This window comes from Vibrio paucivorans (assembly GCF_054053395.1).
The window spans coordinates 2,670,597-2,683,454 of record NZ_CM133230.1 but is presented as its reverse complement, the minus strand read 5'-3'; the positions used below and the strand labels follow the sequence as shown (position 1 = coordinate 2,683,454).

Sequence of the window (12,858 nt, the reverse complement as noted above, 5' to 3'; positions counted from 1 at the left end):
GGGAGTATTGGATTCAAATCGATTGCTTAGTCAGAAGATTGAGCAATCGTTGAGCAGAATCTTTTTTGAGATACAAACCGTTTGCGCTCTATGTACAACTATAGTTTTGCGACGAATATCTATAATCTATATGGTATCGATACTGGGTATTGACGTGATATGTGGATGCCTAAAGAACTTCATGATGAGGTTAATCGAGCACTGATAGTTTTTAGCTGGTGGCTTGCAATACAAGGAGTATGATGAGCGCCAGGGTATAACGTTAGACACCTCAATCCTAGATTGTTGTGCCATAGACCAAACTGGTACTGTGCGGTGACAAGGATAGCAATTGGCATACAAATTCGCTGTATATGCCGAGTCTTCAGGGAACCAAGTCCGTTCATTTGTGACGACTGCTGATATTTGACATACCACCTATACTAGGTATGACCAGCAGTAGTGAACTAATTGAATATATTGATCGGAGATAGAAATGAGCGATTTAAAAGCAGCAGCACTACGTGCACTTAAACTAATGGACCTAACTACGCTGAATGACGATGACACTGATGCAAAAGTGATCTCGCTATGTCACGACGCGAAAACAGCAGTAGGTAACACAGCTGCAATTTGTATTTACCCTCGCTTTATTCCTATTGCTAAGAAGACACTGCGCGAGCAAGGTACTCCAGAAGTACGCATTGCTACAGTAACTAACTTCCCACACGGTAACGACGACATCGATATCGCGGTTGCAGAAACAAAAGCAGCAGTGGCTTACGGTGCAGACGAAGTAGACGTGGTTTTCCCATACCGTGCACTTATTGCAGGTGATGAGAAAGTTGGCTTTGAGCTAGTTAAACAGTGTAAAGAAGCATGTGGTGATATTCTTCTTAAAGTGATCATCGAAACGGGTGAACTAAAAGAAGAAGCGCTAATTAAGAAAGCATCGCAAATCTGTATCGAAGCAGGTGCTGACTTTATTAAAACTTCAACAGGTAAAGTGCCTGTGAATGCAACTCCAGAATACGCGCGTATGATGCTTGAAGTGATTCGCGATATGGGCGTTGCAAAAACCGTTGGCTTTAAGCCTGCTGGTGGTGTTCGCACAGCTGAAGATGCGGCGCAATACCTAGCAATGGCTGATGAGCTTCTAGGTGCAGATTGGGCAGATAACATGCACTACCGTTTTGGTGCATCAAGCCTACTAACCAACCTACTTAATACATTAGAAGTAACAGACGAGACTGCAGACCCAGCCGCATACTAATTGGCTGCTCACTGCTGAAAACAAAAAGTCTGACAGGCAAAGTGAAATCTTTCGCTTTGCCTACCTCTTTCCCTTACTAACCAAAGCATTTTGCTTGGGAGGATCTAATGTACTTACCTCAAGAAATTATTCGTAAAAAGCGTGACGGCGAAGTTCTCACTGCCGAAGAAATTAACTTCTTTATTCAGGGTGTTGCCAACAACAGCGTGTCTGAAGGTCAAATCGCTGCATTTGCCATGGCAATCTTTTTTAATGAAATGACGATGCCAGAGCGTATTGCGTTGACGTGTGCGATGCGTGATTCAGGCATGGTGATCGATTGGAGCCACATGAACTTTGCTGGCCCAATCGTTGATAAACATTCAACTGGTGGTGTAGGCGATGTGACGTCTCTAATGCTCGGTCCTATGGTTGCGGCATGTGGTGGTTTCGTTCCTATGATTTCGGGTCGCGGCTTAGGCCATACAGGCGGTACGCTCGATAAGCTTGAGTCTATTCCTGGCTACAACATCACGCCAACGAATGAAGTATTCGGTGATGTCACGAAAGATGCTGGAGTGGCGATTATTGGTCAAACGGGCGATTTAGCTCCTGCTGACAAACGTGTATACGCCACTCGCGATATCACAGCGACGGTAGATAATATCTCGCTAATTACAGCTTCAATCCTATCGAAAAAACTTGCAGCAGGCCTTGAGTCGTTAGTCATGGATGTAAAAGTAGGCTCAGGTGCATTCATGCCAACCTACGAAGCGTCTGAAGAGCTAGCGAAGTCAATTGTTGCGGTTGCAAACGGCGCAGGCACTAAGACAACAGCAATCCTAACCGACATGAATCAAGTTCTTGCTTCTTCTGCGGGTAACGCTGTGGAAGTCCGTGAAGCGGTTCGTTTCTTAACTGGTGAATACCGTAACCCAAGACTACTCGAAGTCACTATTGCATCGTGTGCAGAAATGCTCGTATTGGGCAAACTTGCTGACAACACAGAGCAAGCTCGTTCGAAATTGATGGAAGTTTTAGATAACGGTAAAGCAGCAGAGTGCTTTGGTAAGATGGTAGCAGGACTTGGTGGTCCAGCAGACTTTGTAGAAAACTACGATAATTACCTTGATAAAGCCGAGATCATTAAGCCTGTATATGCGCTGGAAAGCGGTGTGGTATCGGCGATGGATACTCGTGCAATCGGTATGGCGGTTGTCGGAATGGGCGGCGGTCGCCGCGTAGCAACCGATAAGATCGACTATGCTGTTGGCTTCGACAACTTTATTCGTCTGGGTGATGTGGCTAGCCAAGATAAGCCACTTGCGATGATCCATGCTCGCAGTGAAGAGCAGTGGAACGAAGCGGCACAAGCGCTGCAAAGTGCGATCACGGTGGGAGGAGAATACACTCCGACACCAGAGGTGTATCGCCAAATTCGCGCAGAAGATATCTAGTCTCAATACTCGGAGTTACCGTATTTACAGTCACTCCACCATGTTGAGTTAAATAATGACAATTAGATTGGTCGATAGCTGAGATAAGCTATCGGCCAAACACAGGAAGAGAGCAATGAAAAGAGCATTCATTTTAGTATTAGACTCATTTGGGATTGGTGCTGCTGGTGATGCAGAAAAATTCGGTGATGTGGGCTCTGATACTTTAGGTCACATCGCTCAGCGCTGTTTCGAAGGCAAAGCCGACAATGCAGAGCGTAGCGGTGCACTCACCTTGCCTAACTTATCAAAACTTGGTTTAGCAATGGCTCACAAAGAGTCGACGGGAAGCTTCGCTCCAGGTCTGGACCAAGATGCTGAAATCATTGGTGCTTACGGTCATGCTGCCGAGCTGTCCTCAGGTAAAGATACGCCATCTGGTCACTGGGAAATTGCCGGTGTGCCGGTACTGTTTGACTGGGGTTACTTTACTGATAAGCAAAACAGTTTTCCAAAAGAGCTAACCGACCGCATTTTAGAGCGTGCTGGCTTAGACGGTTTTCTTGGTAATTGCCACGCGTCAGGTACGCAAGTACTGGATGACCTTGGTGAAGAGCATATGAAGACGGGCATGCCTATCTTCTATACTTCTGCGGATTCAGTGTTCCAAATTGCGTGTCACGAAGAGACATTCGGCCTGCAAAACTTGCTAGATCTTTGTCAGATTGCTCGAGAAGAGCTGGAAGATTACAACATTGGTCGTGTTATCGCGCGTCCATTTGTTGGTCCGGGTAAAGGTCAGTTTGAACGTACGGGCAACCGTCGTGATCTTTCTGTTGAGCCGCCAGCGGCGACGATTCTACAAAAGCTCGTTGATGAAAAGGGTGGTCAAGTTCACTCGATCGGTAAGATCTCTGATATCTACGCTGGCTGTGGTATCACGCAGAAAACAAAAGCAACGGGAATTCCTGCGCTATTTGAAGCAACTAAAGAAGCTATCAAAGAAGCGGGTGACAACACAATCGTATTCACTAATTTCGTTGATTTCGATTCAGCATACGGGCACCGCCGCGATGTAGCGGGCTACGCAGCTGCGCTGGAGTACTTCGATGGTCGTATCAATGAAGTGATTGATATGATGAAAGAAGACGATGTACTGATCCTGACGGCTGATCACGGCTGTGATCCAACATGGCCGGGTACTGACCACACTCGTGAGCATATCCCTGTGATTGTTTATGGACAGAAAGTCCCTGCTGGTTCATTAGGCTTGCGTGAGTCTTTCGCTGATATTGGCCAAAGCTTAGCAAGCTACTTCGGTACGTCTCCGATGGAATACGGCAAAAACTTTTTGTAATTGATGAATAGAGAGGATGTCCTCTCTATTTTTTTATCTGAAATTTGAACAGGAGAATTTCTAATGGCGACTCCACATATTAATGCTGAAATGGGCGCGTTTTCTGATGTTGTTTTAATGCCAGGGGATCCGCTTCGTGCCAAGTACATCGCTGAAACCTTCTTGGAAGATGTTGTTCAAGTATGTGACGTACGGAATATGTACGGTTTTACCGGTACGTATAAAGGTCGTAAAATTTCCGTGATGGGACATGGTATGGGTATCCCGTCTTGTTCTATCTATGTCACTGAACTGATTAAAGATTTTGGAGTGAAGAAAGTGATTCGCGTGGGCAGTTGTGGTGCGGTAAGCGAAGACATTAAGGTTCGTGATGTGGTGATCGGTATGGGGGCGTGTACTGACTCTAAGGTCAATCGAATTCGCTTTAAAGGCCATGACTTCGCAGCCATTGCAGACTATAAGATGGTACGAGCAGCAGAAGAAGCCGCTAAAGCACGTGGCATCGACGTGAAAGTGGGGAATCTGTTTTCTGCTGAACTGTTCTATACACCGGATCCTGAAATGTTTGATGTGATGGATAAATACGGCATTGTTGGTGTAGAAATGGAAGCGGCTGGCATCTATGGTGTGGCAGCGGAATATGGCGCGAAAGCACTGACGATTTGTACTGTCTCGGATCATATCAAAACCGGAGAGCAAACGACCTCTGATGAACGAGCGACAACGTTTAATGAGATGATGGAGATCGCGCTAGATTCGGTATTGCTTGGCGATAAGGGCTAATGGCTAAGTAACAAATGTCGATTAAATAAAGAAAAACCTCAGCCAGCGCTGAGGTTTTTTTGTTGTTAAGCGTCTTTTAACAGCAGGTTTTCACCTTTGGATTTGGGCTTTCTACGCAACACTAGCGCCATCAGCAAGCCACCGATAAAGCTGATTAGAATCATGGTATACATATATCGATCACTCTTGCGGTAATGGTGATCAGAAATCGCGGTTACTTTACCTGTTTCGAAAGTAATTCTTACAAATCCGACGATGGCATCATCGTGAAAAACAGGCTCAACTAACTGCTGTCGACCAATACGCGCGGTAGCTAGTGGCGTGTCTAACCCTAATACTTCGCGGACTGATAGCGCCTTTTCACTTGCCGCAAGCTTTACGCCTTCTGCGTTATAAATCGTGGCATCAAATACTAAATTGTCTTGCGACAGTTGGTTGGTCAGTTTTAGTAACCGCTCCTGATCTTGTTGAATGATCATCTCACTTGCAGAAAGCGATGCTTGTGAAATCAAAACCTTAGTTAATGTTTCCAACTGGTTTTTTTGAATGCGTTCGTTACCTTTACTGATCTTGACGCTATTGATGGCTATGACCGCAACCATCGCTAATAGCACAAGTATCGTGATGACTTTTAAGGCATTTCGAAATGAGAACAGGGATTGGTTCATGACCGACTCAGTAAGAAATAATGGATTTCCCCCATATTGAGACTTGCGTTTTTAAATTGCAATAGGTTAACTAACGGGAGGAATGTATACATGGAACTGTTAAAGACGATGTCTGAACTCTCAAAAAAGTTGCCGATACGAAGGCACACCTCTCTTTTAACACGCTTACCGGAAACTCGGTATGCCACTCAACTCGATAAAGCTCGTGCGAATTGGATCATTTTTGGCGAGTACCTTTCGCCAAAGCATTTCGATGACATTGACTTTTTTACTGGTTTTTACAACCCGGTGATAGACACATGGAAAGTAGGCCAATACGAAGTAGCGCTGATGTCTGGTCACCTGTCTCCCGAGCATGAAACCATTTTAGAAAGTATTGGGTTAGACTATGCGAGTCTTGCTGAAGTCCCAGATTTGTCTAAGCCTGGCTTGATTGTGATGGACATGGACTCGACGGCGATTCAAATCGAATGTATTGATGAAATCGCCAAGTTAGCAGGGGTTGGTGAAGAAGTCGCTGAAGTCACTGAGCGAGCGATGCAGGGCGAGTTGGACTTTGAACAAAGCTTGCGTCAGCGCGTTGCAAAACTAGCGGGTGCTGATGAGTCGATTCTAGAGTCAGTTCGAAGTGAACTGCCTTTTATGCCGGATCTCGCTGAATTGGTCACGACTCTTAAAGCGCTGGGTTGGAAAACAGCTATTGCTTCTGGGGGTTTTACTTACTTCTCTGATTACTTGAAGCAAGAGCTCGGGCTTGATCATGCGCAGTCAAATACGTTGGAAATTGTCGATGGCAAGCTCACTGGGAAAGTGTTGGGCGATATCGTCTCTGCTCAGACGAAAGCAGACATATTGATAGAACTTGCAGACCAATATGAAATCGAAGCACACAATACCGTTGCGGTAGGAGACGGTGCGAATGACTTGGTGATGATGAAAGCTTCAGGACTAGGTGTGGCATATCATGCTAAGCCAAAAGTTGAGCAGCAAGCTCAGTCTGCTGTGCGCTTTTCTGGTTTAGGTGGGGTGCTATGTATTTTGTCTGCCGGACTTGCTAAGCAACAGAAGATCAGCTGGCAAACCAAACCTTAAACGGGCAAAGAATTAAAAGAGCGAGGCTAAGCCTCGCTCTTTCATTGGGTCAGTTCTAGCCTCACCAAAACTTCATCGGTGATGTCGTAAATTTCGCCGTATCCAACGGTTGCCGTAATCTCTTTCTCCAAGCTACGAGCTTGATGCATGCTAATTTGTGTCAACTCTTCGATATCTAATTTCAGTAGGCTAGTTAAAGGCTCAAATATTGGCGCACCTGAAATACGCAGCACATACAACTCCCCCAAAACTTGAGCTTTCTTAATAAATGTCATCCGGTCTTTGACACTTTCGAATTCGCTACTAAGCCGAGTATCAAGGGATTGAATTCGGTTACCGAAAATGAGCGCCGAAATGTATAGCTCGTGGTATTGCGGTTTTGCTCCTTCCACTCGCTTCATCGGTACGGCGAGTAAGGTGCTAGTTCTACCTTTATAAATAGGCTCTAACGAAAAGTTCTTTTCACTGCCAAGTCGTGCCATTAACACCATATGAGGAGGAAGAGGGTAGTTAATTCCAACAACCTTAGGCGCGAGTGTTCCTTTGTTCTTTTCGACAAAGACAGGGGTACTCACCATTTTATCCAGTAAGATATTATGCAGACCTTCAAGCAGGTCGTTACTCGGCAAGATCTCTTTTTTAGTTTCTAACTTGGCTTCATTATGTTGAATCAAACGGTGGAAAAAGCCGATGGTTTTAAAGTTTTTCGTCGAGTCTTCTAGTGATAGCTGCAACTGCTGATTATTCGGGCTAACACGAATCACTTCATAAGGCACGGCATCAAGAGGAATTTTTTTGTCGTATAGCTGTAGCTCTAAGAAGTTGACGCTGCACATCTCTCCCGCCTTTATTTCAACGGGCTGAGCGAGCATCAGGCTTAAACCATGCTTGGATAAATCAATAGTCTTCCCTTTCAGCACTGCACCATTGGGTAAGGTTACGTGCAAAGGGGAATTTAATTGGTAACGCGGCTCTCTTCTGCGCGAGCAAGCATCAAAATAGATACTGGTTGGGTTACCAATGATATTTCGAGTTTGCCTAAATCGGTTAAGCGTGTTGGATGGTAACTTCGGCTTTTCGGTAAATAGATAATCTTGTGCAGCAGAAGAGTCTGCGATCTCTTGCAAAATCCCGCAGTGAGTTAAATTGGTTGTATCTGCGCCAAGTTCTGTCGCGTGTTGAGCCAACTGCTGACATTCTGGATCTGATAACTCAAACACCGAGAATCGAAATACTTTCCAGCTTTCTCGCTTGGCACCGATGTGCCAAAACAATTGCCTTTCTTCGCGAGAGGCTTCTGGCATCATCATCGAAAAGAACAGATCTTTCCCTTGGTGGTCATGTTTAAAGGAGTAGAAAATATTGCTACCGCCTCTCATACCAGCCTTTGTTAAATGAGACATTCGCTGCTGATTAAACAACGCACCAAGCGCTTGTTGATTCCGCTCATCCTGCCAATAATTCCAAATTGGCAAATTGTTTTCTGTCATTAAGACGAGCTTGAGTTCACTTCCACTGAAAAATACCGGCAGATTACAGGTGTGTTTTAAATAGGTGTGCTCGTAACCGCGGGTACGGGCGCGAATGATCTTATCTTGGTTGTCGTGGCGAACTTTCTGAGAATCGCTTTGTAGTGATTCCTCTATCACTTGTTCAATGACATCAGTATCCGATAACTTCAAAGCACGGATAAATTTTACGGCATCATTTTCATAGCTGTCGTCGATGCCGACAATTCGGTAGGTTACCTTACTGAAAATTCCGTCGATTTGTGAGCTTTTACGTAACTCAACAAAAGAGACATCAATCATCTCGCCAAGCTTGTAATCAAAGGCGGTCGGGACTTTGAATTTTGCTCCAGAAGGGGATAAGTCGACACTGACTGCGTGAACCACTTGATCGTTGGGAAGTACGATCTCGACTTGAGAAGAGACTTTGAGGCGATTCTCTTGGCGCTTTAAGTCGTAGCCAAGTGTGACAGGCTCGACCTGAAATAGGCTATCCCCAGAAACGACTTTGCTCTGAGTGCTGGTCCCTTTTTGCTTCATAACCCGGAAGTTGTTCTTGGTGTTAATCAGCGCTTCCCAAACACCTTCCGTATAGCCATTAAATTTCTGAACATTTTTGTGGTAAGCATTGAAGGCCACATCGTCCAACCAGTGCTTTAAGCCATCCAGTTCATATTCTCTGCATTCACCTTGTACTCGTCCTCTTAAATCGACGGGTTTTGTACAGGGGGCCATTACACGGTTGAGCTCAATTTTGACCAGTAGTTTGACCGATGGGGATTCGCCCTCGGTCATTTGAGACAAAAGGTAGTCAAAATCTTGAGCGTGATAGGCGGGGATCAAACGCTCGGCAATAGAGAGAATTTCAGATTGCTGCATACTTTTCTGTTAGAGTAGTCCGTTATCTTTAACATCGACAGTTCGACAAGAATCTTTAGGTTTATGTTACCTCGCTTAAATGTAAAAGTGTGGTGAAAAACGGATGATATGTCACATAGTTTAGTAAATGAGGACTCATGGCTAAAGCAAAGCGCGCATATGTATGTAATGACTGTGGAGCTGATTTCCCTCGCTGGCAGGGGCAATGTAATGCATGTGGAGCTTGGAATACGATTACCGAAGTTCGCTTAGCGGCTTCACCAACGGTGGCTCGTAATGAGCGATTGTCTGGGTACGCGGGCTCTGCGACAGAAGCTAAAGTGCAGACGTTATCTGAAATCGATCTGCAAGATGTGCCACGCTTCGGTAGTGGTTTCAAGGAGTTAGACCGAGTATTAGGTGGCGGAATTGTACCCGGAGCCGCTATCTTGATTGGTGGTAACCCAGGGGCAGGTAAATCGACGCTACTGCTACAAACAATGTGTTTGCTGTCTGCCCAGATGCCAACTTTATATGTGACAGGTGAAGAATCCCTACAGCAAGTGGCGATGCGCGCTTCCCGTCTTGGTTTACCTAGAGAACACCTAAAAATGCTGTCGGAAACCAATGTCGACAAGATTTGCCAGATCGCGGAAAAAGAACAGCCTCGAATTATGGTTATCGACTCGATTCAGGTTATGCACGTTGCCGACGTACAGTCGTCTCCTGGTAGTGTTGCCCAAGTAAGAGAATCGGCGACGGCCTTAACACGCTACGCCAAGCAGAACAATGTGGCGGTGTTTATTGTTGGTCACGTAACCAAAGATGGTACGCTTGCAGGCCCTAAAGTACTTGAACACATCATAGACTGTTCAGTTTTGCTAGACGGTGGAACCGATAGCCGTTTCCGTACGCTACGGAGTCATAAGAACCGTTTTGGCGCTGTTAATGAACTCGGTGTGTTTGCCATGACGGGGCAAGGGCTAAAAGAAGTGAGCAACCCTTCCGCGATTTTCTTATCCCGTGGTGAAGAAGAAACATCCGGCAGCTCCGTTATGGTTGTTTGGGAAGGTACGCGCCCTTTGCTGGTGGAGATTCAGGCTTTGGTTGATTACTCTCAGCTCGCCAACTCACGCCGTGTTGCGGTTGGCCTTGAACAAAACCGTTTGTCGCTGCTTTTGGCTGTACTGCATAAACATGGCGGCTTGCAAATGGCCGATCAAGACGTGTTTGTGAACGTAGTTGGTGGCGTAAAAGTGACAGAAACCAGTGCTGATTTAGCGCTAGTTATGGCACTGTTATCGAGCTTTAGAGATCGAGCGTTACCTAAAGATGTGGTGGTGTTTGGTGAGGTAGGGCTCGCCGGTGAAATACGCCCAGTGCCAAGTGGCCAAGAAAGGTTGATGGAAGCGTTCAAACACGGTTTCAAAAAAGCCATTGTGCCTGCTGCAAACCTACCGAAAGGGGGGATCGAAGGCATGCAGATTCATGGTGTTAAGAAATTGTCGGAAGCGATTGAAGCATTCGATGAGTTATAGTCGCGATCAATAGCGACGACGAATGGCGTTAACATTCGAATGGGACTAATCTTGTTGAGTTGACGCCATTAAATTCGAGCAGATTTAAACAAATTGATGTTGTTTGAGTTAGGCATGCAGTAACATACACAAGTTTTTTTTCTTCTAGTGCACGCAAAGCTATCAGTCTTGACAGATTGTGGTATACTCTGCGCGCAATTTATATCCTATTAACAGAGTAAGACAATGGCAGATTTATCGAAATACAGAAACATTGGTATTTTCGCGCACGTTGATGCGGGTAAAACAACTACCACTGAGCGTATCCTAAAGCTAACTGGTCAAATCCACAAAACTGGTGAGGTTCACGATGGTGAATCAACTACTGACTTCATGGAACAGGAAGCTGAGCGCGGTATTACTATCCAGTCTGCAGCTGTTAGCTGTTTCTGGAACGGTCACCGTCTAAACGTTATCGATACTCCTGGACACGTTGACTTCACAGTAGAAGTATACCGTTCACTTAAAGTACTTGATGGCGGTATCGGTGTATTCTGTGGTTCTGGCGGTGTTGAACCTCAGTCTGAAACTAACTGGCGTTACGCGAACGAATCAGAAGTATCTCGTCTGATCTTCGTTAACAAACTAGACCGTATGGGTGCAGACTTCTTCCGCGTTGTTGACCAAGTTAAGAACGTTCTAGGTGCAAACCCACTAGTTATGACTCTACCAATCGGTCGTGAAGACGATTTCGTTGGTGTTGTAGACGTACTAAACCGTAAAGCTTTCGTATGGGATGACTCAGGTCTTCCAGAAAACTACGAAATCCAAGACATCCCAGCTGACATGGTTGATGATGTTGAAGCTTACCGTGAAGAGCTAGTTGAGACTGCTGTAGAGCAAGACGACGACCTAATGGAAGCTTACATGGAAGGTGAAGAGCCTACTATCGAGCAACTAAAAGCTTGTATCCGTAAAGGTACTCGTGACCTAGCATTCTTCCCAACATTCTGTGGTTCTGCATTTAAGAACAAGGGTGTTCAGCTAGTACTAGACGCAGTTGTTGACTACCTACCTGCTCCAACAGAAGTAGATCCTCAACCTCTAACTGACAAAGAAACTGGTGAGCCAACTGGTGAAGTTGCTACAGTATCTGCAGACGAGCCACTACGTGCACTAGCATTTAAGATCATGGATGACCGTTTCGGCGCGCTAACATTCATCCGTATCTACTCTGGTGTTATGAACAAGGGTGACACTATCCTTAACGCTGCTACAGGTAAAACTGAGCGTATCGGCCGTATGGTTGAGATGCAAGCAGACGAGCGTAACGAACTAACAACTGCTCAAGCTGGTGACATCATCGCTGTAGTTGGTATGAAGAACGTTCAAACTGGTCACACTCTATGTGATCCTAAGCACGAGTGTACTCTTGAGCCAATGATCTTCCCAGAACCAGTAATCTCTATCGCGGTTGCACCGAAAGATAAAGGCTCTACTGAGAAGATGGGTATCGCTATCGGTAAGATGGTTGCAGAAGATCCATCTTTCCAAGTTGAGACTGACGAAGATTCAGGCGAAACAATCCTGAAAGGTATGGGTGAACTTCACCTAGACATCAAAGTTGACATCCTTAAGCGTACTTACGGTGTTGAACTAACTGTTGGTGCTCCTCAAGTAGCTTACCGTGAAACTATCACGCAAGCTGTTGAAGATAGCTACACGCACAAGAAGCAGTCTGGTGGTTCTGGTCAGTTCGGTAAGATCGACTACCGTATCAAACCAGGTGAGCCAAACTCTGGCTTCACGTTCTCTTCAACAGTTGTTGGTGGTAACGTACCTAAAGAATTCTGGCCTGCAGTAGAGAAAGGCTTTGCATCTATGATGGATAACGGTGTTCTTGCTGGTTTCCCAACTCTAGATGTTGAAGTAGAACTATTCGACGGTGGCTTCCACGCAGTTGACTCATCTGCAATCGCATTTGAAATCGCAGCGAAAGGTGCATTCCGTCAATCTATGCCTAAAGCTGGTGCGCAACTTCTTGAGCCAATCATGAACGTTGACGTATTCACTCCAGAAGATCACGTTGGTGACGTTATCGGTGACCTAAACCGTCGTCGTGGTATGATCAAAGACCAACAAGCTGGTGCTACTGGCGTACGTATTAAAGCTGACGTACCTCTATCAGAAATGTTTGGTTACATCGGTCACCTACGTACTATTACTTCAGGTCGTGGTCAATTCTCTATGGAATTCGCACACTACGCACCTTGTCCAGCAAACGTTGCTGAAGAAGTAATTGCTAAGGCTAAAGAAGAGAAAGAAAACAAGTAATTGTTTAATCTCTAGCTGATTAAAAGCCCCGCATGCGAAAGCTGCGGGGCTTTTTTATAATTGATGAATCTTAT

General features: G+C 45.5%; 9 protein-coding genes. 7 read left to right on the top strand and 2 right to left on the bottom strand.

The window, feature by feature from the left end; translation table 11 throughout:
- Positions 1-475 precede the first annotated feature (475 nt).
- The 4 genes from deoC to deoD all read left to right on the top strand — a co-directional run bounded on the left by deoC (position 476) and on the right by deoD (position 4,807).
- A complete protein-coding gene (deoC, locus tag ACXABW_RS12220) occupies positions 476-1,252 on the top strand; it encodes a deoxyribose-phosphate aldolase (RefSeq protein WP_252028067.1) in 777 nt (258 codons plus the stop codon).
- Between the two features lie 107 nt (positions 1,253-1,359).
- Entirely contained in the window at positions 1,360-2,688 is a 1,329-nt protein-coding gene (gene deoA / locus ACXABW_RS12215; RefSeq protein WP_457522930.1) for a thymidine phosphorylase, read from the top strand.
- Positions 2,689-2,803: 115 nt separating this feature from the next.
- Positions 2,804-4,024 (top strand): phosphopentomutase, encoded by a 1,221-nt coding sequence (locus ACXABW_RS12210; RefSeq protein ID WP_252028063.1) that lies wholly within the window; start codon positions 2,804-2,806, stop codon positions 4,022-4,024.
- A 63-nt stretch (positions 4,025-4,087) separates the two neighbouring features.
- Positions 4,088-4,807, top strand: coding sequence for a purine-nucleoside phosphorylase (deoD, locus tag ACXABW_RS12205; protein ID WP_457522929.1), 720 nt, complete (start codon positions 4,088-4,090; stop codon positions 4,805-4,807).
- Positions 4,808-4,872: 65 nt separating this feature from the next.
- Here deoD and ACXABW_RS12200 read toward each other — a convergent pair whose 3' ends face one another.
- Positions 4,873-5,475 carry a YtjB family periplasmic protein gene (locus tag ACXABW_RS12200; RefSeq protein ID WP_265687927.1) on the bottom strand — a complete coding sequence of 201 codons (603 nt, stop codon included), beginning with the start codon at positions 5,473-5,475 and terminating at the stop codon, positions 4,873-4,875.
- A gap of 108 nt (positions 5,476-5,583) precedes the next feature.
- On the opposite strand from ACXABW_RS12200, the gene serB reads away from it, so the two are divergent.
- Positions 5,584-6,567: a phosphoserine phosphatase gene (gene serB, locus ACXABW_RS12195; RefSeq protein WP_457525022.1), complete on the top strand. Its 984-nt coding sequence runs from the start codon at positions 5,584-5,586 to the stop codon at positions 6,565-6,567.
- A gap of 41 nt (positions 6,568-6,608) precedes the next feature.
- Here serB and ACXABW_RS12190 read toward each other — a convergent pair whose 3' ends face one another.
- On the bottom strand, positions 6,609-8,954 hold the full coding sequence (locus ACXABW_RS12190) for a PilZ domain-containing protein (protein ID WP_457522927.1): 2,346 nt from the start codon (positions 8,952-8,954) through the stop codon (positions 6,609-6,611).
- 137 nt (positions 8,955-9,091) lie between these two features.
- Between ACXABW_RS12190 and radA the strand changes: the two genes are divergently transcribed.
- Together radA and fusA are read left to right on the top strand one after the other, a co-directional pair.
- Positions 9,092-10,471: a DNA repair protein RadA gene (gene radA / locus ACXABW_RS12185; RefSeq protein ID WP_457522926.1), complete on the top strand. Its 1,380-nt coding sequence runs from the start codon at positions 9,092-9,094 to the stop codon at positions 10,469-10,471.
- A gap of 225 nt (positions 10,472-10,696) precedes the next feature.
- Positions 10,697-12,784 (top strand): elongation factor G, encoded by a 2,088-nt coding sequence (fusA, locus tag ACXABW_RS12180; protein WP_265687930.1) that lies wholly within the window; start codon positions 10,697-10,699, stop codon positions 12,782-12,784.
- Positions 12,785-12,858: the final 74 nt, after the last annotated feature.

Coding starts and splice junctions, on each gene's coding strand:
- serB (WP_457525022.1), top strand. CDS start 5,584: ATGTCTGAACTCTCAAAAAAGTTGCCGATACGAAGGCACACCTCTCTT.
- ACXABW_RS12200 (WP_265687927.1), bottom strand. CDS start 5,475: ATGAACCAATCCCTGTTCTCATTTCGAAATGCCTTAAAAGTCATCACG.
- ACXABW_RS12210 (WP_252028063.1), top strand. CDS start 2,804: ATGAAAAGAGCATTCATTTTAGTATTAGACTCATTTGGGATTGGTGCT.
- ACXABW_RS12190 (WP_457522927.1), bottom strand. CDS start 8,954: ATGCAGCAATCTGAAATTCTCTCTATTGCCGAGCGTTTGATCCCCGCC.
- radA (WP_457522926.1), top strand. CDS start 9,092: ATGGCTAAAGCAAAGCGCGCATATGTATGTAATGACTGTGGAGCTGAT.
- fusA (WP_265687930.1), top strand. CDS start 10,697: ATGGCAGATTTATCGAAATACAGAAACATTGGTATTTTCGCGCACGTT.
- deoA (WP_457522930.1), top strand. CDS start 1,360: ATGTACTTACCTCAAGAAATTATTCGTAAAAAGCGTGACGGCGAAGTT.
- deoC (WP_252028067.1), top strand. CDS start 476: ATGAGCGATTTAAAAGCAGCAGCACTACGTGCACTTAAACTAATGGAC.
- deoD (WP_457522929.1), top strand. CDS start 4,088: ATGGCGACTCCACATATTAATGCTGAAATGGGCGCGTTTTCTGATGTT.